Genomic DNA, 23,029 nt, shown 5'->3' on the forward strand with positions numbered 1-23,029 from the left:
GCGGCAGAATCGGTGTCGTGAACGGCGTCCTCGTGCTCCTCGTCATCATCGCGGCCATCGCCGTGACGAGTTTCGCGAAGCGCCGCGATCTGCAGGCGCCGCTGGTGCTCGTGACCATCGGGTCGGTGGCGTCGTTCATCCCCGGGATGCCGCGGCTCGAACTGGACCCGGACGCCATCCTCGGTGTGGTGCTGCCGCCGCTGCTGTATTCCGCGGCGCTGAAGTTCTCGGTGGCCACGTTCCGGCGCCACCTTGCACCGATTCTCCGGCTGGGGATCTTCACCGTTCTCGTGACCGCCGTCGGGGTGGCCTTCTTCGCCAACTGGCTGGTCCCCGAATTCACGCTCGGCGCGGCGCTGGTCCTCGGCGCCGTCGTCGCGCCGACGGACGCGGTCAGTGCCGTCGCGGTCGGCCGCAGGCTCGGCCTGCCGAACCGGGTGATTGCGATCCTCACCGGCGAGGGGCTCGTCAACGACGCGACCGCGCTGACCCTGTTCACCGTCGCCGTCTCCGCAGTCGTCGGGGCGACGATCCCGGTCCCTCCCGTGGTGTTCTTCGGCTACGAGGTGGTCGGCGGGGTGCTCATCGGACTGGTACTAGCGAAGATCGTCGAGTGGGTGCGTCACCGCATGTACGACTCACCGCTGGAAACGGTGCTGGGGCTGATGCTCCCGTTCGTCGCGTATCTCGTCGCCGAGGAGGTACACGCGTCCGGTGTGCTGTCGGTGGTCGCCGCGGGGTTCCTGATGGGGCACAAGGCCACCGACGCCTCCGTGGCCACCCGAATCCAGGAGCGGTCGCTGTGGGAGAGCGTCGACCTCCTGCTCGAGATGTTCGTGTTCGCCTACATGGGACTGCAACTGAAGTTCGTCATCGACGACGTCCGCGACCAGGGCCTACCGGTGCACCACGTCTTCTTCTACGGCTTCGCGGTCCTCGCCGTGGTCATGGCGATCCGGCCGGCGTGGATCCTGCTGCACTGGCTCCGCCGCCGGCTCGGGCTGGCGATCACAGCGCCGGGCGGCTCGGTGGAACTGGGGTGGCGGGAGAGCGTCGTCGTGTCCTGGGCGGGAATGCGCGGGGTGGTCACGCTCGCCGCCGCGTCCGGTGTGCCCGTGGTGATCGCGAGCGGGCAGCCGTTCCCGGGACGCGAGGTGATCCAGGCGATCGCGTTCGTCGTGGCCGTCGGCACACTGCTGATCCAGGGCGCCACCATGCCGCTGCTGATCCGGACCCTCGATCTTGCGGATCCCGACGAACGCAGGCGTGAGGAGGAACAGGTGACGCTGGCCCGCGCGATCTCACGTGACGCGGGCGAACGGGCGCTCGTCGAATTCGCCGCGAACCCGCCCGCGGGAGTCGACCGCGCGTCGGTCACCGACATCCTCGACCGGGTGCGGCGGTCGATGCGGGCCCGTCTGCAGGCCGAGGAGGCGGAGGACGCCGCCGAGAAGCAGCGGGCAGGCGCACTGTTCGACCACTACCGCCGCGCCGCCCTGCGCGCGCAGCGGGAGGCGCTCATCGCCGCCCGCGATGCGGGCACACTCGACGACGAAGTGATGCGTAGCGTGTTGGAAGGCCTCGATGTGGAGGAGGCCGCAGCCGAGGAGCGGGTGCGGAGACGTCGCGAATGAGGTGCGAGGTGGGTGTGCGTCCGGTGCGAACCGCCGTGGTCGCGCTGGCCGGTGCCCTGGCGCTGACTGTTCCCCTGACGCTGACCGCCTGCGCCACGGACGCGGCCTCCCCGGCCTCGCCCCCCACGACGTCGGTGGCCGCACCCACTTCTCCGTCCGTTTCCCCGGCGCCGACGGGCGACCAGCGGGGCGCGCTGATCAGCCGGCAGCCGGTGCCCGACATCGATCCGGCGATCACCGCACTCGGTGCCACGGCCACCCGCGTCGTCTACCGGTCGACGTCCGGCGTCGACGGCGGCGGCGCGGAGGTGGTGGGCACGGTCTTCACTCCCGGCGGCCCCGCACCGGACGGTGGCAGGCCCGTCGTGACGGTCGGGCACGGCACCACGGGCGTCACCGACGAATGCGCCCCCTCGTCCTCGCCGACGCTGCTGGGCACCACGAACCTCGTCCGCCCGCTGCTGCAGCGGGGGTACGTCGTGACCGTCACCGACTATCAAGGTCTCGGCACCGACGGCCCGCACCCCTACCTCGAACCGGACACCGCCGCCTACGACCTGATCGACGCGGTCCGGGCGGCGCGCAACGTGGTGCCGGACGCGTCGGCGCGCTGGGCGGCGCTCGGAGTGTCGCAGGGCGGGCAGGCGTCGTGGTCGGCGGCCGAGCACGCCGGCGACTACGGCGACGGCCTCGAATTCGTCGGCGCGGCGAACCTGTCACCCGCTGCCGACCTGTCGGGGATCGTCGCCGACGGGACCGTCGAACCACTGTCGTTGCCGCAGAAGATGTTCCTGCCGTACCTCCTCGAGGGACTGAAGGTGATCCACCCGGAGCTGAACCCGGACGACTACATGCGCGGCGCCCTCGCCGCCAGCCCCGACGTCACGCTGTCGTGCGTCGCCGCGAAACTCCAGGAGAAGTGGACGGTGGCGACCCAGCTCACCCCGGCCGACACGGGCCCGCGGACGGCGGCCGACGCCGAGCGCATGCGCGGGTGGCTGCAGGACATCGCGCTGCCGAGGACCGGTGCGGGCGGCCCGATGCTCGTCGTGGTGGGGGATCGGGACAACCTCATTCTGCCGCAATGGACTTCGCAGGCCGTCGACAACGCGTGCACGCTCGGCGACGTCGTCGAGTTCGACACCCGGCCCGGGGAGGGCCACGCGGACGGGCGATCCGTCCCCGGGGCGGTGCAGTGGATCGCCGACCGCTTCGCCGGCGTGCCCGCACCGGACACGTGCGCCGAGGGAGGAACACCGTGACCGCCCGACTGGACGCCGGCGAATGACGGGATCCGTCGTCGCCGTGGTGGCGTTGCTCGTCCTCGTTCCTCTCGTCACGTTCACCGCCGTGTGGCTGCGCGCTCGGCGCGAGTTGACGACACCCACCGAGCGGGCCGTCCACACGACCCTGCATACCGCGTCGCTGGCGGCGCGCCCGTTGCGGCGGGGGCTCGACGAGACGTCGGCGGACGAGGCCGCCCCGCATCTGCGTCAGCTGACCGGGGCGCAGGCGCTGGGTGTCTTCGACGCCGCCGGTGACCTGCTCGCGTGGAGCGGACCGCACGAGGCCATGACCGAACAACTACGCGACGCGGCGGCCCGCGCCGTCGACGGGGAACGCCGGGTGCTCGTCGCCTACGGCGGCCTCGTCCGGGGCACCGGCGACAATGCGGTGCGGGCGCTGATCGCCCAGCCGCTGCTCATCGAGGCCACCGGGGTGGTCGGCGTGCTCGGCATCGTCACCACCGAAGACCCCGGACCGGGCATGCTCGGCGCCGTCACCGAGGTCGCCCGGTACGCGTGCAGCCAGATCGAACTCGCCGACCTCGACGCGTCCCGCGCCCGCCTCGACCGCGCCGAGGTGCGGGCGCTCCGCGCGCAGATCAGCCCCCATTTCATCTACAACGCGTTGAACACGGTGGCGTCGTTCGTCCGCACCGACCCCGACCGCGCCCGGGAACTGATCCTCGAATTCGCCGACTTCACCCGGTACTCGTTCCGGTCGGCGGGCGAGTTCACGCTGCTGGCCGACGAACTGCGCAACATCGACCGGTACCTCACCCTCGAGCGCGCCCGGTTCGGCGACGCCCTCGCCGTGAAACTGCAGGTGGCACCCGAGGTGCTGAACGTGGTGCTGCCGTTCCTCGCCCTGCAACCGCTGGTCGAGAACGCGGTGCGGCACGGCATCGCCGCCAAACCGGACGGCGGCACCGTCAGCATCGTCGCCGCCGACGAGGGCACCGACTGCGTGATCAGCGTCGAGGACGACGGCGTCGGCATGGACCCGGAACTGCTGCGGTCGGGGTCGCTGGACGCGGTGGCCGAGTCGTCCGGGGTCAAGGAGGCGGCGCACGTCGGGCTCGCCAACGTCGACGACCGCCTGCGCGCCGCGTTCGGCAACGACTACGGACTGGTGGTCGAGACCGCGCCCGGCGCGGGCACCAAGGTGAGCATGCGCGTCCCGAAGTTCCGGCGGGGGATCTCGACGTGAGCGGGAAGCGTCCGTGCGACGATTGCTGTCGTTGTGAACCACACTGACGACAGGTCTCCGGACGCACCCCTCACCGTGCTGGCCGTCGACGACGAGAAACCCGCCCTCGACGAGCTGGCGTTCCTGCTGCGCGCCCAGGACGCCGTCGGCGACATCCGGACCGCGGGCGACGCCACCACGGCGTTGCGAATCCTCCGGGACGGCGACATCGACGCCGTCTTCCTCGACATCAACATGCCCGGACTCGACGGTCTCGAGCTGGCCGGGATCCTCGCGAACTTCGCGTCGCCGCCGCAGGTGGTGTTCGTGACCGCCCACGACGACCGGGCCGTCGCCGCCTTCGACCTCGGCGCCGTGGACTACCTCCTCAAACCGTTGCGCGAGGAGCGGCTGGCGGAGTCCGTGCGCCGCATCGTCGAGGGGCGTCGCAGGCGCATCGACGCCGGGCCTCCCGCTCCCACCGACGAGGTGATCCCCGTCGAACTCGGCGGCATCACCACCCTCGTGCACCGGTCCTCCGTCGAATGGGTCGAAGCGGACGGCGACTACGCGCGCCTGCACACCGCGGACGGCTCCCACCTCGTCCGCATCCCCATCTCGGCGCTGGAGACACGGTGGGCGGACGCCGGGTTCCTGCGGGTGCACCGCTCGTACCTCGTCGCGCTGCCGCGGGTCACGGGGATCCGGACCGTCGGCACGGGTCTGGTCGTGTGCCTCCGCGCCCACGGCGACCACCCGCCCGTCGAACTGCCGGTCAGCCGCAGGCACACCCGGATGCTCAAGGACCGGCTGGTCCGGGCGCCGAAACAGACGTGGACCGCGCGATGAGCTCGCCCGAGCGGGTGCGGGTCGTCCTCGCCCAGCGTCGCGGCGCGCGCATCGTCCGCACCCGCGTCGAGGTGCAGGAACAGACGGCGGTCGGGGACGCGATGATCCGCGGGCTCGTCCGCACCCAGCTCGTGCTCGCGATCCGGCTGGCGCTCCTCGCGGCGTGCCTGCTGTGCGCGGTGCCGCTCGTGATGTTCCTGTTCCCGGCGTTGTCGAACGTGTCGGTGCTGGGAATCCGGCTGCCGTGGGTGGTGCTCGGCGCGCTCGTGTACCCGGTGCTGCTCACCACCGGCTGGATCTACGTGCGGCAGGCCGAGCGCAACGAGCAGGAATTCACCGACCTGGTGGACGACTGAGCGTCCCGTGCCCACCGACCAACCCATTCCCTGGCTGACCCTGGCAGGTCTCGCGGCCGCCGCGGTCGCGACGGTGGCCATCGGCATCTACGGAGTGCGGTTGGCGCGCACCACCTCCGACTTCCTCGTCGCGTCCCGCAGCGTCGGACCGCGGTGGAACGCCGCCGCCATATCCGGCGAGTACCTGTCCGCCGCATCCTTTCTCGGCGTCGCAGGCCTGATCGCGAAATACGGCGCGGACGCCCTCTGGTACCCGATCGGATTCACCGCCGGCTACCTCGGGCTGCTGCTGTTCGTCGCCGCACCGCTGCGACGGTCCGGCGCCTACACGGTGCCCGACTTCGCCGAGTTCCGGCTCGGGTCGCGCCGGCTCCGCACCCTGTCGATGCTCGTCGTCGCCGCCGTCTGCGCCCTGTACCTCGTCCCGCAACTCCAGGGCGCAGGACTGACGCTGAACATCCTGCTCGGTGTGCCCAGCTGGGTCGGGGCCGTCGTCGTCGGGGTCATCGTCATCGCCAACGTCGTCGGCGGCGGCATGCGGTCCATCACGTTCGTCCAGGCCTTCCAGTACTGGCTGAAACTCACCGCGGTCGCGATCCCGGCGCTGGTGCTGTCGGTGTACTTCTTCGCCGACCACCACGAACTGGGCGCCGCCGCACCGCCCACCGTCAGCGAACAGACCACCGTCGACATCACCACCGACGTCGTCGTGCAGGTGTCCGAACCGGTGACCGTCGGCGGGTCGGGGACGATCGACGGCGTCGCGGCGACCGGCGACATCCGGCTCGAACCGGGCGAACACCACCTCGGCGAGGGCACCACGATGACCCTCGAAGCCGGGGCACCCGTTCCCGTGGTCGCGGGCGCACCCGCCGACAACTCCGACTGGATCGCCCCCGGCTGGGGATTCGGCGGCGACCACCCCATGTACCAGGTGTACTCGCTGATCCTCGCCACCTTCCTCGGCACCCTCGGGCTGCCGCACGTGCTGGTCCGGTTCTACACCAACCCCGACGGGCGGGCCGCCCGGCTGACGTCGCTGGCCGTGGTCGGGTTGCTCGGCGTCTTCTACCTGTTCCCGACACTGCTCGGGGTGTTCGCGCGGCTGTACGTGCCGCAACTGCTCATCACCGGCACGTCCGACGCCGCGGTCCTGCTGCTGCCCGGCTCCGTCTTCTCCGGGTGGGCCGGGCAACTCCTCGCCGCGCTGGTCGCGTCCGGTGCGATCGCCGCGTTCCTGTCCACGTCGTCCGGCCTGCTCGTCAGCATCGCCGGGGTACTGAGCACCGACGTCCTGCGCGGCCGGATCCGGGACTTCCGGATCGCCGCCGTCCTCGCCGGGGCGGTGCCGCTGGCGCTGTCGCTGGCGGTGACGTCGCTGGACCTGTCGCGCACCGTGGGGCTGGTGTTCGCGGTCGCGGCGTCGACCCTCTGCCCGCTGCTCGTCCTCGGCATCTGGTGGCGTGGACTCACCGCCGTCGGGGCCGGTGCCGGGATGGTGACGGGCGGGCTCGTCGCCGGGTGCGCGGCCGGAGTGTCGGTTTTCGGCGGTCTCACCGTCGACGCCTGGAACGGCTGGCCCGCCGCGATGGTCGCCTACCCGGCGGCGGTCAGCGTCCCGCTGGCCTTCGTCACGATGGTGCTGGTCAGCAAGGTGACGAAGCGTCAGATACCCGTCGACCTCAGTCGGATCTTCACCCGCATGCACGCCCCCGAGCGGCTCGATGTGGGCTCCGACCGCGAGAGGGAGCTCCGCTCCCCGTGAGCCTTTTTGGTAGCTCCCGCAACCAGAAAGGCGCACGGGCGGCGGAGCCGCTTGTCGCGGTCGGGTGACCGCTCGCCGCACAGTCCGGCAGCTCGCCGTGTGACAGCCGCCACAGCCTGTTTCTGTGACTCACCTCTCACTAACGTCGGCACCCAGTTCACTTCACACGACCAAGGAGTCTGCAGTGACCACAGCCGACCTCAGTGAGGGCGCACCGCAGAAGCGGCGCACCCCTGATGCGCAAGCCTTCGTAGACATGCAGGCGAGCCCGGAGTTCCAGGAGTTGCGACACCGTCTGCGCAGTTTCGTCTTCCCGATGACGGCATTCTTCCTCGCCTGGTACGCGGCCTACGTCCTGCTGGCCACGTACGCCCCCGAGTTCATGGCCACCAAGGTGATCGGCAACGTCAACCTCGGCATCATCCTCGGTCTCGGCCAGTTCGTGACCACGTTCGTGATCACCGCGCTGTACGTGAAGTTCGCCAACCGGGAACTCGATCCCCGCTCCGCCGCGATCCGCGAAGAGCTGGAAGGACCGCTCAAGTGATCACCACACTCGCCGCAGCCACCGACGTCGGCAACCCGCTCCTCAACATCGCCATCTTCGTGGCGTTCGTCGTGATCACGATGACCATCGTGATCCGCGCGAGCCGCACCACCAAGAAGGCCTCGGACTTCTACACCGGCGGCGGCCAGTTCTCCGGACCGCAGAACGGCTTCGCCATCGCCGGCGACTACCTGTCGGCGGCGTCGTTCCTCGGCATCGCCGGCGCCATCGCGGTGTACGGCTACGACGGCTTCCTGTACTCCGTCGGCTTCCTCGTCGCGTGGCTGGTGGCCCTGCTGCTGGTCGCGGAACTGCTGCGCAACACCGGCCGATTCACGATGGCCGACGTGCTGAGCTTCCGGCTCAAGCAGCGTCCGGTACGGATGGCGGCGGCGCTGTCCACTCTGGTGGTCTCGCTGTTCTACCTGCTTGCGCAGATGGCGGGCGCGGGCGGGCTCGTCGCGCTGCTGCTGAACATCGACGGCAAGGTCGGTCAGGCAATCGTCGTCGCGGTCGTCGGTGTGCTGATGATCGTCTACGTACTGGTCGGTGGCATGAAGGGCACCACCTACGTGCAGATGGTCAAGGCGGTGCTGCTGGTCGCGGGCGCAGGCGTCATGTTCTTCCTCGTCCTGTTCGCGGTGCGCGGCAACTTCTCCCAGCTGCTCGCCGACGCCCAGGCGACGGTCGCCGGCTCCACGAACGAGGCGATCGCAGGTCGCGACATCCTCGCGCCCGGCGCCAAATACGGCATCAGTTCGATGAGCAAGCTCGACTTCATCTCGCTCGGCATCGCGCTGGTCCTCGGCACCGCCGGCCTGCCGCACGTCCTGATGCGGTTCTACACCGTCCCCACCGCCAAGGAAGCCCGCCGCTCGGTCACCTGGGCGATCGGACTGATCGGCGCGTTCTACCTGTTCACGCTCGTCCTCGGCTACGGCGCCGCCAAGATGGTCGGCCCCGACGTCATCCTCGCCGCACCCGGCAAGGAGAACGCGGCGGCACCGCTGCTCGCGTTCGAACTGGGCGGCACCATCTTCCTCGCGATCATCTCCGCGGTGGCGTTCGCGACCATCCTCGCGGTGGTGGCGGGGCTGGCGATCACGGCGTCCGCGTCGTTCGCCCACGACATCTACGCCAGCGTCATCAAGCGCGGACATGCGTCGGAGGAGTCCCAGGTGCGGGTCTCCCGGATCACGGTCGTCGTGATCGGCCTCGTGTCGATCGTCCTCGGCATCCTCGCCATGGGCCAGAACATCGCATTCCTGGTGGCGCTCGCCTTCGCGGTGGCCGCGTCGGCCAACCTGCCGACGCTGCTGTACTCGCTGTTCTGGAAGAAGTTCAACACCACCGGCGCCCTGTTCAGCATCTACGGCGGCCTGATCAGCTGCCTCCTGCTGATCGTGTTCTCCCCGGCCGTGTCCGGTAAGCCGTCGTCGATGTTCCCGACCGCCGACTTCGACTTCTTCCCGCTCGCCAACCCGGGCATCGTCTCCATCCCGCTGGCGTTCGTGCTCGGCATCGCCGGTACCTACATCGGTCGCGGCAAGGCGGAGGATCCCGCCAAGCAGGCCGAGATGGAGGTCCGCTCGCTCACCGGTGTCGGTGTGGAGAAGGCCGTCTCGCACTAGGGCCTTCGGCCCCGTGAGTACTTGTTAACCGCCCGCGGTTAACAAGTACTCACGGGCCGTTAGGCTGCCCCAATGGCGAAACTCACGGTCAAGACCGACGTTCCCCTCAGCCCCCAGGACACCTGGGACAAGGCCTCGAATCTGCGGGACTTCGACAAGTGGTTCGTGGTCCACGACGGCTGGCGCGGCGAACTGCCCGAGACACTCACGGCCGGAACCGAGATCAGTTCCGTCGTCACGGTCAAGGGGCTCCGCAACCGCGTGAAGTGGACGATCAAGGAGTACGACGCCCCTCACCGCATCGTTCTGAAGGGTGACGGCAAGGGTGGCGTGAAGCTCGGACTGGTGCTCGACGTCCAGGCGAAGGGCGGCGCGTCGGAGGTGGCGTTCACCATCGAACTCGGTGGTGCACCGCTGTTCGGACCGATCGGCTCGGGTGTCGCGAAGGCGTTGAAGGGCGACATCGAGAAGTCCCTGCAGACATTCGTCGAGCTGTACGCCTGATCAATCGAGGACGTGCGCGCCGCCGGTGTCGGTGATCCACTCGGCGGCAAGGGCGTCCAGCGTCCCGTCGGCGTAGAGCGAATCGACGGCCGCCGAGACGCACGCGGTGAGCGGACTGTTCTTCTCCAGTACGAGGCCGAAGAATTCGGTGACGGCGTTCGGGCGCGGGAACTGCCCGACGAGGACACTGTCCTTCACTTCGTTGGCGGTGATCTGAAATCCGGTCGGGATGTCCACCACGAGCGCGTCGATGGTGCCCGCGGCCAGGGCGGCCTTGGCGTCGTCGGTGGTGGTGAAACTGACCGGCGCCTGGCGGGGCTGCACGGTCTGGGTGATGGCGTCGAAACTCGTGGATCCCACCTGCGCCCCGAGGCGGAACGGCGCGAGGTCGGCCAGCGACTTGGCTCGCGCCGCGGGAGAGTTCTTCAGCGCCAGCACCGACTGCGTGACGGCGTAATAGGGCGAACTGAAATCGACCGTCTCACGCCGGGTGTCGACGATCGTGAACTGGTCGATCGCGAAATCGAAGTTCTTCTCGCCGGGCGCCAGCGCGTCGTTGAACCCGACGGTCTCGAACTGCACCTGGTCCGGACTGTATCCGAGCTTTTCGACCACTTCCCGCGCCACGGCGCCCTCGTAGCCCTTGCCGTTGGACGGGTCGCCGTCGACGAACCACGGCCGGTACGACGGGCTGTCGGTGGCGATGGTGACGACGCCGTCGTGCGTGGTGACCCCGCTCCCCGGGGCGCAGTCGCCGACCGCCCGGGTGGACGGAAGTTTGGTGAACGCTTCGGGAATCGACGTGGCTTCGGCCCGGGCGTCGACCTCCGACGGGGTGTCGGTGGAGCAGGATCCGGCGAGCAATGTCAGTGCAGCGGATATGGCGGCGACGGCTGTCTTGGGTCCTCGGTGCACCCCGTCATCTTGCCTGCCGGGTAGCGATCCGGCCAGCGAAGCGGCCGCGCGGCGCGCAATATGTATGTATTGGCGGAGGGAGGTGCGCGTGGTCACGGCGGGAACTCGGCAACTGACGGTCGACGGACATCGCCTGTCCCTGACCAACCTCGGCAAGGTCCTCTACCCGGAGTCGGGCACGACGAAGGGCGAGGTCATCGACTATTACACGCGGATCGCGCCCGCCATGCTCCCACACGTCGTCGACCGTCCCGCCACCCGCAAACGCTGGCCCAACGGGGTGGACAGCGAGCCGTTCTTCGAGAAGAACCTCGCGGCCTCCGCACCGGGGTGGCTGGAGCGCCGCGCACTCGCGCACTCGGACCGTTCCGTGCACTACCCGCTCCTGAACTCGGTCGCCGCCCTCGTGTGGGCGGGACAGCAGGCCGCACTCGAACTGCACGTCCCGCAGTGGCGGTTCGACGGCTCACATCGGGGTCCCGCCACCCGGATCGTCTTCGATCTCGACCCCGGCCCCGGGGTGGGACTCGCTGAATGTGCGGAGGTGGCACGCGCGGTGCGCGACCTGGTCGCGAACCTCGGATGGACCGCGTACCCGGTCACCAGCGGCAGCAAGGGCATTCACCTGTACGTGCCGCTCGACCGGAAGCTGGACGGTTCGGGCGCGTCGACCGTCGCGAAGCAGGTGGCGACGGGACTCGAGAAGCTGCGGCCCGAACTCGTCACCGCCACCATGGCGAAGGCGGTGCGCGCGGGAAAGGTGTTCGTCGACTGGAGTCAGAACAATCCGTCCAAGACCACCATCGCGCCGTATTCGCTGCGGGGGCGCTCCCAGCCGTACGTCGCGGCGCCGCGGAGCTGGGACGAACTCGACGCCCCCGACCTACGGCAGCTGCGGTTCGAGGAGGTGCTCGAACGGTGGGAGTCGGACGGCGACCTGCTCGCCGGACTCGATCCGCCGCTCGAGGACGACGCCGCCCTCGCCGAGTACCGCCGCAAGCGTGATCCCGGACGGACACCGGAGCCGATGCCGGACACGGTGCGGCCGGGGGAGGGCAACAGTTTCGTCATCCAGGAACACCACGCCCGGCGCCTCCACTACGACCTGCGACTCGAACGGGACGGGGTTCTCGTGTCGTGGGCGGTGCCGAAGAACGTGCCGACGACGACGGGGGAGAATCGCCTGGCCGTGCACACCGAGAACCACCCGCTCGAATACCTCACGTTCTCCGGGAGCATCCCGAAGGGCGAGTACGGGGGCGGCCAGATGACGATCTGGGACACGGGGACGTACGACACCGAGAAGTGGCGGGACGACGAGGTGATCGTCCAGTTGCACGGTGAGCAGGTGGAGGGCCGGTTCGCGCTGATCCGCACGAAGGGCGACCAGTGGCTGATACACCTGATGAAGGACCAGACCCCGGGCGGGTCGCGGTCGTCGGAGCTGCCGCGCGGGTTGTCGCCGATGCTCGCGAGCCCCGGCACCCTCGACGGCCTCGACGCCGACGAGTGGGCGTTCGAGGGGAAGTGGGACGGCATCAGGGTGATCGCCGAGATCAGTGGCGGCGAGCTGAAGATGACGAGCCGCGCGGGCAACGACAAGACCCAGGACTATGCGCAATTGGGTTGGCTGGCAGACTCTCTCGAAGACCACGAGGTGGTACTCGACGGCGAAGTGGTCGCGTTCGACGAGCGGGGTGTCGCGAACTTCGGTCTGCTGCAGCAGGGCAACGAGCCGCACTTCCTCGCGTTCGACGTGCTGTACCTCGACGGAGTGTCGTTGCTGCGCAAGAAGTACACCGATCGGCGCCGCGTCCTCGAAGCGCTGGCGGCCAAGGTGGACGACCTGGTGGTTCCGCCACAACTGCACGGGTCCGCGCAGGAAGCCCTGGACGAGAGCCGCGGCAAGGGGTGGGAAGGTGTGGTGGCCAAACGCCGCGAATCCGTGTACCTGCCGGGCAAGCGGGGGTCGAGCTGGATCAAGGTGAAGAACTGGCGCACACAGGAAGCCGTGATCGGCGGGTGGCGCCGCGGTCAGGGCGGGCGGTCCAGCGGGATCGGCTCGGTGCTGCTCGGCGTCCCCGAAGACGACGGGCTGCGCTACATCGGGCGCGTCGGGACCGGGTTCAGCGAACGGGATCTGCAGGAACTCGCCTCCACCCTGGGACCGCTCGAAACCGACACCAGCCCGTTTGTCGAAGACCTGCCCACCGCCGACCGCAAGGGTGCCGTGTGGGTGACCCCCACCCTCGTCGCGGAGGTGCGGTTCATGGATTGGACCGGCTCGCGAAGACTGCGGCACCCCAGCTGGCGTGGGCTCAGGGACGACAAGTCACCCGGAGACGTCGAGGTGGAGTCCTAATACCGCCAGGGGGCCGGCTCGAACGGGTCCACCGCCGCGGTGTCGAACGATCCGGGCGATTCCTGCGTCGGGGTGTTCAGCGCCGGGGGAGTGAAGACCGGGAGGGGTGTGGACTCCGTGTCCACGTCACGGTGCTGTTCGGTGACACTCACGTCGGCGGCCGGAGGCGCAGTTCCGCCTGCCACCGCGATCCCGGCCGCGCCGACGACGGAGAGGACGAACGCCGCGCCTGCGCCGATCGCGATGCGGGTCTGGATGTGGGACATGGTGTGAAATTCCTCCGGTGATCTAGGGACCAACGACGGTTCCGCCGTCGACGGGGCCGACTCCGCCGGGCGACTGCGGGGCAGCGGGCGGGGCAGGCTTCGGGCCGCCGCCGACGGGGAACGGATCGGTTTCGGGTTCGAGCACGCCCGGCTCGACCTGGCCAGGACCTTCGAACGGACCCTTCGGCGGGCGAACGGGGTCGACCACGACGGGCGGATCGACGACCACGGGCGGGTCTGCGACGACGGGCGGGTCTGCGACGACGGGCGGCTGGGCGATGGGCTGCTGGGCAACCGGCGGCTGGGCGATCGGTGCTCGGACGATGGGCGGTGCCGCCACGACGGGCGGAACGACACCCGGTCCCGGTGCGAGCGTTTCGGTGTCGGCCGAATCGCCGGGCTCCGCCGAGTACCCGGGGTCCATTGGTTCTACGGAGTAGCCGGGGTCTGCGACGACGATCCGACTCGGGGCCGGTGCGATCGCCGGAGCCGGTTGCTGCTGCGAGACGGCGCCCTCCGAGCTCGGGGTCGGAGCCCCCTCGGTATGTCCACCGGCAAGAACGATCACTGCGGCTCCTGCGACGGAGAACGTGAGGGCGGCGGTTGCGCCGATCGCGATGCGGGCTGCGGTGTGGACGATGGGGTACCTCCGATGGATTGGGGTGTCTAGCTGGGCCGATAGACCAACCTTGCGCCGGACGGGAGACTCTCGACAGGCACCCCAGGGTGCGCATCTCTCACCCCGCCGCGGAACCGCGGGCAAACCTGCACAGAATCTTCACAGGCTCTGACCGGGATCCACACGTGCGCGCAATACAGTCGGGGAATGAGCCAGCGAAGAGTGCTCGTCGTCGACGACGAGGCGACGATCTGCGAGGCGGTCGCGGCGCGGTTGCGTGCGGAAGGCTTCGATGTCGTGACGGCGTCCGACGGTCCTGTCGCTGTCGCGGTGTGTGAGGCCTCGTCGCCCGACGTGCTGGTGCTGGACGTGATGCTGCCGGGTTTCGACGGTCTCGAGGTCTGCCGGCGCGTCCAGGCGTCGCGGCCCGTGCCGGTGCTGATGCTCACCGCGCGCGCCGACGAGACCGACATGCTGATCGGGCTCGGCGTGGGCGCCGACGACTACCTGAGCAAACCGTTCAGCATGCGGGTGCTGGTGGCGCGGGTGCACGCACTGCTGCGACGGGCCGATCGCGCCCACGAGACCGTGCCCGCCGAACCGGCTGGACTGGCGGTCGGCGACCTCGAGGTGGACCTCGTCGAGCGTCGCGTCCGGCGCGGAGCCGACGAAATTCATCTGACACGAACAGAATTCGACCTGCTCGCCTATTTCGCTTCCCGGCCGCGGGCGGCGATTGCCCGGGAATCGCTTCTCGCCGAGGTATGGGGGTGGGGCGACGGCGCGGGTAGCCGGACCGTCGACAGTCACGTGAAGGCACTGCGCCGAAAACTCGGCGGCGACCTGATCCGCACAGTGCACGGCGTCGGCTACGCACTGGACGTGCAGCGATGACAGCGGGCCGGATCCTGGACAGGATGCCCCGACCTCTCGACCCGCTGCGATCGTTCAAGGTGAAGACCGGTCTTCTCGTCGTCGCCGCGCTGTTCTTCGCTTCACTGACGTTCTGGGTCACCGCCCGCTGGCCGTTCCGGTACGCACTCGTCCTGGCGTTGCTGGTGTCGTTGGCCGTGACCCAGATCCTCGCGCACGGCATGACGTCTCCGCTCCGGTCGATGACGGCCGCCGCCCGTGCGATGGCGACCGGCGACTATTCGCGCCGCGTGCGGTCGACGTCGCGGGACGAGATCGGGGAACTGGCCCGCGCGTTCAACCAGATGGCCGAGGATCTCGAGGCCGCCGACCGGTATCGCCGCGAACTGATCGGCAACGTCTCGCACGAACTGCGCACCCCGATCTCCGCTCTGCAGGCACTGCTCGAGAACGTCGTCGACGGGGTGGAGGAGCCCGACCCGGCCCGGATGCGGGTGGCGCTCGATCAGACCGAGCGGCTCGGCCGCCTCGTCGCCGAATTGCTGGACCTGTCGAGGGTGGAAGGCGGTGCGGTGCAACTCGAGCGGGAGATCTTCCCGGTCCGCGAGTTCCTCGACGACGTGGTGCGGCAGTCGGAGGACCCCCGGCGGGTGACCGTCGACGTGCAGCCGCCCCACCTGCGCGCCGACGCCGATACCGCGCGACTGCACCAGGTGGTGGCGAACCTGGTGGACAACGCGTTCCGGCACGGCCCCGCCAGGACCGAGGTGGTGGTCCGTGCCCGGCCGGACGCCGGCCGCGTGGTTCTCGAAGTGGAGGACGACGGCCCCGGCATCGCACCCGGCGAGCGGTCCCGGGTGTTCGAGCGGTTCACCCGCGGCGGCTCCACCGACGGCGGGACCGGACTCGGCCTCGCCATCGCCCGCTGGGCGGTGGATCTCCACGACGGCCACATCGAGGTTCTCGACACGGCCGAGGGCTGCTGCATCCGGGTGAGTCTGCCCGCCGCCTGACCACAGCTTCACAACCGGGACGCGACGTCCCGCGATGACGCCTGCCTTCATCCGGCAGCGACAACCAGGGAGGGAATTATGACCATCGCACCCCCGCAACCCGCAGCGCCCACCCGACGCGACTTCTGGCCGAGACGGGCCTGGCGCCGCGATCGGACGTCGATGGCGCCGCGCCCGACCGTTCTCGCGGCAGTGGCGACGGGCGTCGTCGCGGCCCTGACCCTGCAGGTCACGGTGGTCGGTCTCGGGTACGTCCTGACCGGTGGCGCGGTGGCCGCCGCCGTGTTCGCGACGCGCAGAACGATGCCGACGGCCGTGCAGGCCGCCGCGATCCCCGGCGCCCTCGCATTGCTGGCGGTGCTCAGTGTGCGCGGTGCCGGGTGGCTCGCCGCGGTCTGTGTGGCGCTGAGTTGGGGGGTCGGGTCGTTCGCCCTCGTCGGCGGACGCACGTGGACGGGGCTGGCCGCAGGGTCGTTCGCGTTGTGGTTCACCCCGCTGCGGGTGGTGCGGTGGACGCGCCGGGGCGCACGACGGTGGCACGCGACCGGGACGGTGCCGGTGGGCCGGGTGTTCGGGGTCGCCGCCGTGACCGCCATACTGCTGCTGGTGTTCGGTTCGCTGTTCGCCGGCGCGGACGCGGGTTTCGCCGCACTGCTCGGCCGGGCCGCACCGACCGTCCACGTGTCGAATCCGTTCGGGCGGTTCGTGCTCGGCGTTCTGGTGTGCGGCGGGACCCTGGGCGCCGCGTACCTGCTGCGGCGCACACCCCGCGTCGACGCGCTGGCCCCGCGGCCGGGGCACCCGGTTGCCCGGTGGGAGTGGGCGATTCCGCTGGCCGTGCTGGATCTGCTGTTCCTCGGATTCGTCGCGGTGCAGCTGACGGTGCTGTTCGGGGGGAACACGCACGTGCTGACCACGGCGGACCTGACGTACGCCGAATATGCGCGACAGGGTTTCTGGCAGTTGCTGGCGGTGACCGCGCTGACACTGCTGGTGATCGCGGTCGCGGTGCGGAAGGCGTCGCGGGTGGAGGTCGCGGACCGGGTGCTCGTGCGGGTGCTGCTCGGACTGCTGTGCGGTTTGTCGCTCGTCGTCGTCGCGTCGGCGATCCACCGGATGTCGTTGTACGAGAGCCAGTACGGGTACACGCGGCTGCGGGTGACGGTCCTGGTGACGGAACTGTGGCTGGGCTTGGTTTTCGTGCTGCTGATCGCGGCGGGCGTGCGGTTGTCGGGGCGGTGGCTGCCGCGCGCCGTCCTGGCCTCCGCGGTGGGCGGCGTGCTGCTGGTCGCCGCGATCGACCCGGACGCATACGTTGCCAGGAAGAACGTGGAGCGGTTCGGCGACACCGGGCGAATCGACGTGAGCTACCTCGGTTCGCTGTCCGTCGACGCCGTCCCCGCCCTCGATCGGCTGCCCGAACCGGAACGGCCCTGCGCCCTGTACCGACTCGACCGGGAAGTCAGGGGCGACTCGGAGTGGTACGAGTACAACGCGGCCCGCAGTCGCGCGAAGGAACTGCTGGCCGCGCATCCCGTCGGCTCGTGTGAGCGGTCGGGCTCGTAGCCGAGACGGCGCGCGCTGTTTGCCCACCGATTCGCTGGAATCATGCGCAATTGCGCGGGAATCCGACCAATCCGTGTGCGGCTGTGGCGAGTACGGCCCGGGAGCGGCTAACCGACCGGCTCGGGCACCCGCGTCTGCGCGATCCACCGGCCGCGTTGCCGGTGGATCTCGATGGGGTGGTCGAAGCATTCGCTGATGGTGGCGGTGGTGAGGACGTCCGCCACGTCACCCTGTGCGATCACGCGGCCGTCGCGGATGAGGACGGCGTGGGTCGTGGTGGTGGGGATTTCCTCGAGGTGGTGGGTGACGAGGATGCTGGCGAGGCTCGGGTAGCGTTCGCGCAGTTCGTCGAGTGCGGTGAGGAGTTGTTCGCGCGCCGCGAGATCGAGTCCGGTGGCGGGCTCGTCGAGCAGGAGGAGTTGCGGTTCCGCCATCAGGGCCCGTGCGATGAGGGCGCGGCCGCGCTCACCCTGGGAAAGGTTGGGCCACAGGGCGTCCGAGTGCTTCTGCATGCCGAGGGAGGCGATCAGTTCGTCGGCGCGGGCGATCTGCTCCGCGGACGGCGACCATCGCGGCACGAAATCGGGTGTGTTGGTGAGGCCGGTGAGCACGACGTCGCGCACCGCCAGGGGCGCGTCGATCCGGTATCGCGGGTTCACGTGCCCGATGTGGGCGCGCAACTCGCGCATGTCGACCCGGCCCAGCTGGTGGCCGAGGACGCGGACGGTGCCGCGCGTCGGGTGCGCGACCGCGCCGAGCATGCTCAGCATCGTGCTCTTACCTGCGCCGTTCGCGCCGAGCAGCACCCAGTGCTGGCCGCGTTCGATGCGGAGGCTGATGTCGCTGAGCAGATACCGTCCGCTCCGCACGAGATCGACGTGCTCGATGCTGACGACCGAATCCGGGATGGTCACTGATTTCCGCCTTTCCGCAGAATCGACATGGTCGGGTCGAGGTTGGCGGCGGTGGCGGCGACGGCCGCCGCGGCGTCGCCGGCTTCCAGTGCGCGCACCAGATCGTCGTGGGCGCAGCTGGTGTCGGGCCGCCCCGGTTCGTGGTCGACGAGTTCGGCCAGCGCGTCGACGAGGAGCGGCCGGATCGAATCGAACAGGGCGGACAGGATCGAGTTGCCTGCGATCTCCAGGATCGCGGCGTGGAAGTCGAGGTCGGCCGCGACGAACACGGCGGTCGACGCGGTGGTGCTGTCATGCCGGGTGGACAGCTGCTCTCGCAGCCGCCGGAGGTCCTCGGGGCGCACGCGTTCCGCGGCGAGCCGGGCGGCCTCGATCTCGAGGGCGCGCCGCACCTCGTACACCTCGAGCAGGCGGGCACGGCGCAGCAGCTTCCCGAGTCCCGCACCGCTCGTGGGGGGCTGTGCGACGAACGTGCCGACGCCGTGCCGCACGTCGAGCAGGCCGTCGCGGGCGAGCAGCCGAACGGCCTCGCGGACGGAGGACCGGCCGACGCCCAGTTCGGTGGCCAGTTCGGCCTCGCTGGGGATGCGGCTGCCGAGTGTCCACTCGCCGTCCCGGATCCGGGCGGTGAGGAGTTCCTCGAGTTGGGGGACCAGCGGTCCGCTGCGGAGGGTGGGACGTCCGGCCATGCGCCGACGCTAGCACAGTCCTCAGACGTCTGAGGACTCCCCCGGGCCTAAGGTGAGTCCGGGAAGAACCACCGCAGCAGAGGAGAGGTGCACCATGGCCGTCGCCACCGCAGACCGTGTCACGAGGGAAGAGTTGCTCGACTTCGTCCGCCCGCGCCATCGCAGCGTGCTGATCACCCGGAAACGCTCGGGCGGCCTGCAGATCTCCCCGGTCACGTCGGGACTCGACTCGGAGGGCCGGATCGTCGTCTCCACCTACCCGCAGCGCGCCAAGGCCGCGAACGTGCGGCACGACCCCGCCGTGAGCGTGTGCGTGCTGTCCGACGAGTTCAACGGCGCCTACGTGCAGATCGACGGCACCGCCGAGGTCCTCGACCTGCCCGACGCGCTCGAACCGCTGGTGGAGTACTTCCGCGGCATCTCCGGCGAGCATCCCGACTGGGACGAGTACCGGGACGCCATGCGGAAGCAGAACAAGAGCCTCATCCGGATCACCATCGACGAGTGGGGACCCATCGCGACCGGTGGCTTCCCGCCGGACGCCGATCGCGGATAGGTCCCGTCACCGGTCTCCAGTTCGTTAGCAATCACTGTGCTATTTTGCTAACGACCCAGTCGTGAAGGAGACCGCCATGACCACCCCCACCCCGAATCCCAAGTCCACCAACGCGAAGACGGAGGCCAAGTCCGTCGGCTCGCAGTTCGTCGACGCCGCCAAGAAGGCAGGCAACCTGTCGCTGGACACATACGAGAAGGCTCTCGACAGCAGCCTCGACTTCCACACCAACCTCGCCGACGCGAGCAGCTTCGAGTGGATCGGCACCGTCACCCGCGCCCAGGCCACGCTCGTGCGGGAGGTGAGCGCCGCGGCGACGTCTGCGGCCCGTGAACTGCTGAAGTAAGCCGCGATCCCGAGCGCCCACGGCCGTTCCCCGACGGACGCCGTGGGCGATCGCCGTCCGGTCCGTCCCCACGCTCATGACATGTCGTATCGTCGACGGCGTCGCCACGGTTGAAAGCGAGAATCCGTCGACGGCGGGGGACCTGTCAGTCGGCGACGCCTGAGTCGTCGCCCGCCGCCGGCCGTCCCCGCTTGCGCCTGCCTCGGGTGACCTCACGGAACGTCTCGTACATCTCCACGAGGGCCTTGCGCTGTGCGTTCGTCAGGTCGGGGTCCTGATCGATCGCGGTGGCGACCCCGGACACGGCTCGAGGTTCGTTCCGGAGCTGCCCGAGCAGCATGTCGGTCGACATCTGCAGATGCTCGGCGATCGCGTCGAGCACCCGCTCGCTCGGCTCGCGGAGGTTGCGCTCGATCTGGGAGAGATATGGATTGGAGATGCCGACCATCGCGGCGAACTGCCGCATCGGGAGCTCGGCCAGCTCCCGCTGTCGCCTGATCAGTTCCCCCAGAGTGCGATAGCGTGCTTCCTCGTCGACCACTCCATCAGGTTAACCGGCGAGGAATCGAAGCAGCATCTCCGCGATGCACACCGGACGGCTTCCGCCCTCCACGTCGAAGGTGAGGGCGATGGTGGCCTGGTATCCGCCGGTGCACGGCTCGACAGCCACGAGGTCGGCGACCGCGCTCAGCATCGAATCCACCGGAACGGGTGCCGGAAACCGCACCTTGTTCAGCCCGTAGTTGACGACCTGGTCGCAGTCGGACACCTCGAAGATCTCCCACAGCAGGGGGACCGCGAGCGAGAGCGTGAGGTATCCGTGCGCGATCGTGGTGCCGAACGGGCCGGTCCGCGCACGATCGTGGTCGACGTGAATCCACTGACGGTCGTTCGTGGCTTCGGCGAAGGTGTCGATGCGATCCTGCGTGACCACCATCGTCCCGGACGAACCCAGCCGGGTACCGACCAACGCCGGCAGCTCCGCCATCGTGACACTGCGTGCCGGTGTGTGGGTGGTGGCACCCGCTGCCGAAGTGGATGTGTTCATGGATCCCCGTCGATGAATGGGTGAATTTCTTCCGGCTCACCCGCGGAGATCGGACAGTAACGCACACGCCGGCTTCGCGCGAATTGATCCCACACTCTTTCCCGTGCCCGCACGGTGTCGCATGCCTGTGGACCGCGACGCCAAAACAGTTACCGCTGACGGAATTTCGATCAAGAATTTGGCTCGTGTTTCCATTTTCGACATATGTCCCAAGAATGTCGAAGATGATCTTGCTCGAAATTTTTCATTACGCGCGGGTAACTATTTTTGGTGTTTATGATCCGGTCTACGCCGGACGAATCCCCGCGACGGGGTGACAGGTCCAGGTGCAGACAGAGGAGAACCGTTGACCAAGACAGCGGAGACGAAGGTGGCACTCGTGACACCCGATGCCACCCCCGATGGACAGGACCGCGCCGGCGGGTTCGGCGTGCGGAGCGCGGTGAGCGCGGTGGCGGGTGCCTTCGGGCAGGGCCGGGTGGTCCTCGACGAGTCCCTTCGCCTCGGGCGCGAACTGACGAAGATCGCGGTGGGCCGCTCGGAGGTGGCTCCGCACGGCGGCGATCGGCGGTTCACCGACCAGGCGTGGACGAGCAATCCCCTCTACCACCGCGTGCAACAGACCTACCTTGCTTCCGTCGACGCGATCGACGGCGTCGTCGAGGAGTGGGGCCGACGGGTCGACCACCGTCGCGCGCAGGAAGCGGCGTTCGTGTCGGCCGTCCTCACCAGCGCGCTCGCGCCGACGAACTACTTGCCCACCAACCCGGCGGCCGTGAAGGAGGCATTCGACACCGGCGGCATGAGCCTGGTGCGCGGCGCCCGCAACTACGTGTCCGACCTGCGCCGTAACGGTGGGATGCCGCAGATGGTCGATCCTGATGCCTTCACCGTCGGCGTCGATCTGGCCGTGACGCCGGGAGCCGTCGTCGCCCGCGACGAGGTCGCCGAGGTGTTGCAGTACACGCCGACCACGGAGACCGTGTACGAGCGGCCGGTGCTCGTGGTGCCGCCGCCGATCGGCCGCTTCTACTTCCTCGACCTGCGTCCCGGACGCAGCTTCGTCGAGCACGCGGTGTCCCGGGGTCTGCGGACGTTCATGCTGGCGTGGCGTAATCCGCAAGCAGAACAGGGCGATTGGGATCTCGATACATACGCGCAACGCGTGTCGGACGCGATCGACGAGGTCCGGGAGATCACCGGCAGCGACGACGTCAACGTGATCGGGTTCTGCGCCGGCGGCCTCATCACCACCGCCCTGCTCAACCATCTCGCAGCCACCGGGGACACCCGCGTGCACAGCATGTCGTACGCCGTGACGATGCTCGATTTCGCGGACCCGGCGGGGCTCGCGGCGTTCTCGGGACCGAGTCTGCTGAAGTTGGTGAAGAGTCGGTCCCGGCGGAACGGCATCATCTCCGCCCGCGACATGGGTAGTGCCTTCACCTGGATGCGCCCGAACGATCTCGTCTTCAACTACGTGGTCAACAACTACCTCATGGGACGCACGCCACCGGCCTTCGACATCCTCGCCTGGAACGCCGACGGCACCAACCTGCCCGGGGCCCTGCACGTCGAGTTCCTCGACATCTTCGAGGACAACTCCCTCGCAACGCCGGGAGCGATGACGTCGCTCGGCACACCCGTCGACCTCGGCAGGATCACCGTGCCCACCTTCGTCTCCGGCGCGATCGCCGACCACCTCACGTCGTGGAAGAACTGCTATCGCACAACCCAGCTGCTGTCGGGCGACAGCAAGTTCGTGCTCAGCTTCTCCGGGCACATCGCCAGCCTCGTCAACCCGCCCGGCAACCCGAAGTCTCACTACTGGGAAGGCGGCGAGCCGGGATCCGATCCCGAGGCGTGGCTCGATGCGGCGACGAGGAAGACCGGCAGCTGGTGGGAACCGTGGGCCGACTGGGTCTCCGAGCGGGCCGGCGAGCGAATCGCCGCCAGCACACGTCTGGGCAGCGACGAGCACACCGTCCTGGGCGACGCACCCGGTCTCTACGTGCGCGATCTGCTTCCCTCGCAGGTCGGGGAACACGTGGGACGTAACTAACCGTCCGATTAGGCCGCTGTTCGAGCACCCGCTCAGTGGTCG

Annotated in this window: 23 protein-coding genes; 16 read left to right on the forward strand and 7 right to left on the reverse strand. The window is 69.3% G+C overall.

Annotation, left to right across the window (positions count from 1 at the left end; genetic code table 11):
- Positions 1-17: 17 nt before the first annotated feature.
- The 9 genes from CJ179_RS27000 to CJ179_RS27040 all read left to right on the forward strand — a co-directional run bounded on the left by CJ179_RS27000 (position 18) and on the right by CJ179_RS27040 (position 9,758).
- Complete coding sequence (locus tag CJ179_RS27000) at positions 18-1,634, forward strand: Na+/H+ antiporter (RefSeq protein WP_072944891.1); 1,617 nt, start codon at positions 18-20, stop codon at positions 1,632-1,634.
- Complete coding sequence (locus CJ179_RS27005; RefSeq protein WP_095863400.1) at positions 1,631-2,896, forward strand: lipase family protein; 1,266 nt, start codon at positions 1,631-1,633, stop codon at positions 2,894-2,896. Before CJ179_RS27000 ends, CJ179_RS27005 begins: the two co-directional genes overlap by 4 nt.
- A gap of 22 nt (positions 2,897-2,918) precedes the next feature.
- Entirely contained in the window at positions 2,919-4,127 is a 1,209-nt protein-coding gene (locus CJ179_RS27010; RefSeq protein WP_095863401.1) for a sensor histidine kinase, read from the forward strand.
- 33 nt (positions 4,128-4,160) lie between these two features.
- Complete coding sequence (locus CJ179_RS27015) at positions 4,161-4,955, forward strand: LytTR family DNA-binding domain-containing protein (protein ID WP_072944731.1); 795 nt, start codon at positions 4,161-4,163, stop codon at positions 4,953-4,955.
- Positions 4,952-5,311 (forward strand): cofactor assembly of complex C subunit B, encoded by a 360-nt coding sequence (locus tag CJ179_RS27020; RefSeq protein WP_072944889.1) that lies wholly within the window; start codon positions 4,952-4,954, stop codon positions 5,309-5,311. The genes CJ179_RS27015 and CJ179_RS27020 overlap by 4 nt, the downstream gene beginning before the upstream one ends.
- 7 nt (positions 5,312-5,318) lie before the next feature.
- On the forward strand, positions 5,319-7,076 hold the full coding sequence (locus CJ179_RS27025) for a cation acetate symporter (protein WP_072944729.1): 1,758 nt from the start codon (positions 5,319-5,321) through the stop codon (positions 7,074-7,076).
- Between the two features lie 184 nt (positions 7,077-7,260).
- Positions 7,261-7,623 carry a DUF485 domain-containing protein gene (locus CJ179_RS27030; RefSeq protein ID WP_072944727.1) on the forward strand — a complete coding sequence of 121 codons (363 nt, stop codon included), beginning with the start codon at positions 7,261-7,263 and terminating at the stop codon, positions 7,621-7,623.
- Positions 7,620-9,254: a cation acetate symporter gene (locus CJ179_RS27035; RefSeq protein WP_072944725.1), complete on the forward strand. Its 1,635-nt coding sequence runs from the start codon at positions 7,620-7,622 to the stop codon at positions 9,252-9,254. Before CJ179_RS27030 ends, CJ179_RS27035 begins: the two co-directional genes overlap by 4 nt.
- A gap of 72 nt (positions 9,255-9,326) precedes the next feature.
- Positions 9,327-9,758, forward strand: a complete 432-nt coding sequence (locus CJ179_RS27040) for an SRPBCC family protein (RefSeq protein WP_072944723.1) — start codon at positions 9,327-9,329, stop codon at positions 9,756-9,758.
- On the opposite strand, the gene CJ179_RS27045 is transcribed toward CJ179_RS27040, so the two are convergent.
- The gene (locus CJ179_RS27045; protein ID WP_095863402.1) at positions 9,759-10,673 is read right to left on the reverse strand and encodes a transporter substrate-binding domain-containing protein; all 915 of its coding nucleotides are present in this window, start codon (positions 10,671-10,673) and stop codon (positions 9,759-9,761) included. It abuts the gene before it with no gap.
- 64 nt (positions 10,674-10,737) lie between these two features.
- Between CJ179_RS27045 and CJ179_RS27050 the strand changes: the two genes are divergently transcribed.
- A complete protein-coding gene (locus tag CJ179_RS27050) occupies positions 10,738-13,035 on the forward strand; it encodes an ATP-dependent DNA ligase (RefSeq protein ID WP_095863403.1) in 2,298 nt (765 codons plus the stop codon).
- On the opposite strand, the gene CJ179_RS27055 is transcribed toward CJ179_RS27050, so the two are convergent.
- Together CJ179_RS27055 and CJ179_RS27060 are read right to left on the reverse strand one after the other, a co-directional pair.
- On the reverse strand, positions 13,032-13,301 hold the full coding sequence (locus tag CJ179_RS27055) for a hypothetical protein (RefSeq protein ID WP_072944717.1): 270 nt from the start codon (positions 13,299-13,301) through the stop codon (positions 13,032-13,034). The two genes, CJ179_RS27050 and CJ179_RS27055, sit on opposite strands and share 4 nt — an antisense overlap.
- Positions 13,302-13,323: 22 nt before the next feature.
- Entirely contained in the window at positions 13,324-13,869 is a 546-nt protein-coding gene (locus CJ179_RS27060) for a hypothetical protein (protein WP_095863404.1), read from the reverse strand.
- A 258-nt stretch (positions 13,870-14,127) separates the two neighbouring features.
- Here CJ179_RS27060 and CJ179_RS27065 point away from each other — a divergent pair, with 258 nt between their 5' ends.
- The 3 genes from CJ179_RS27065 to CJ179_RS27075 all read left to right on the forward strand — a co-directional run bounded on the left by CJ179_RS27065 (position 14,128) and on the right by CJ179_RS27075 (position 17,372).
- Positions 14,128-14,814 (forward strand): response regulator transcription factor, encoded by a 687-nt coding sequence (locus CJ179_RS27065; RefSeq protein ID WP_095863405.1) that lies wholly within the window; start codon positions 14,128-14,130, stop codon positions 14,812-14,814.
- The gene (locus CJ179_RS27070) at positions 14,811-15,806 is read left to right on the forward strand and encodes a HAMP domain-containing sensor histidine kinase (protein ID WP_095863406.1); all 996 of its coding nucleotides are present in this window, start codon (positions 14,811-14,813) and stop codon (positions 15,804-15,806) included. Before CJ179_RS27065 ends, CJ179_RS27070 begins: the two co-directional genes overlap by 4 nt.
- Positions 15,807-15,884: 78 nt before the next feature.
- Entirely contained in the window at positions 15,885-17,372 is a 1,488-nt protein-coding gene (locus tag CJ179_RS27075; protein ID WP_095863407.1) for a DUF4153 domain-containing protein, read from the forward strand.
- Positions 17,373-17,479: 107 nt separating this feature from the next.
- On the opposite strand, the gene CJ179_RS27080 is transcribed toward CJ179_RS27075, so the two are convergent.
- Positions 17,480-18,286: an ABC transporter ATP-binding protein gene (locus tag CJ179_RS27080; RefSeq protein ID WP_095863408.1), complete on the reverse strand. Its 807-nt coding sequence runs from the start codon at positions 18,284-18,286 to the stop codon at positions 17,480-17,482.
- The gene (locus CJ179_RS27085; protein ID WP_072944707.1) at positions 18,283-18,975 is read right to left on the reverse strand and encodes a FadR/GntR family transcriptional regulator; all 693 of its coding nucleotides are present in this window, start codon (positions 18,973-18,975) and stop codon (positions 18,283-18,285) included. Before CJ179_RS27085 ends, CJ179_RS27080 begins: the two co-directional genes overlap by 4 nt.
- A gap of 94 nt (positions 18,976-19,069) precedes the next feature.
- Between CJ179_RS27085 and CJ179_RS27090 the strand changes: the two genes are divergently transcribed.
- On the forward strand, positions 19,070-19,531 hold the full coding sequence (locus tag CJ179_RS27090; protein WP_095863409.1) for a PPOX class F420-dependent oxidoreductase: 462 nt from the start codon (positions 19,070-19,072) through the stop codon (positions 19,529-19,531).
- A 76-nt stretch (positions 19,532-19,607) separates the two neighbouring features.
- Positions 19,608-19,877, forward strand: coding sequence for a hypothetical protein (locus CJ179_RS27095; RefSeq protein WP_072944703.1), 270 nt, complete (start codon positions 19,608-19,610; stop codon positions 19,875-19,877).
- A 145-nt stretch (positions 19,878-20,022) separates the two neighbouring features.
- On the opposite strand, the gene CJ179_RS27100 is transcribed toward CJ179_RS27095, so the two are convergent.
- Both CJ179_RS27100 and CJ179_RS27105 read right to left on the reverse strand, forming a co-directional pair.
- Complete coding sequence (locus CJ179_RS27100) at positions 20,023-20,418, reverse strand: helix-turn-helix domain-containing protein (RefSeq protein ID WP_095863411.1); 396 nt, start codon at positions 20,416-20,418, stop codon at positions 20,023-20,025.
- A gap of 9 nt (positions 20,419-20,427) precedes the next feature.
- Entirely contained in the window at positions 20,428-20,925 is a 498-nt protein-coding gene (locus CJ179_RS27105) for a MaoC family dehydratase (RefSeq protein ID WP_095863412.1), read from the reverse strand.
- A gap of 346 nt (positions 20,926-21,271) precedes the next feature.
- Here CJ179_RS27105 and CJ179_RS27110 point away from each other — a divergent pair, with 346 nt between their 5' ends.
- Complete coding sequence (locus CJ179_RS27110) at positions 21,272-22,987, forward strand: alpha/beta hydrolase (RefSeq protein WP_241031479.1); 1,716 nt, start codon at positions 21,272-21,274, stop codon at positions 22,985-22,987.
- Positions 22,988-23,029: the final 42 nt, after the last annotated feature.

Origin of the sequence: Rhodococcus sp. ACS1, from assembly GCF_002300155.1 — a bacterium.
GTDB classification, from domain to species: Bacteria; Actinomycetota; Actinomycetes; order Mycobacteriales; family Mycobacteriaceae; genus Rhodococcus_F; species Rhodococcus_F koreensis.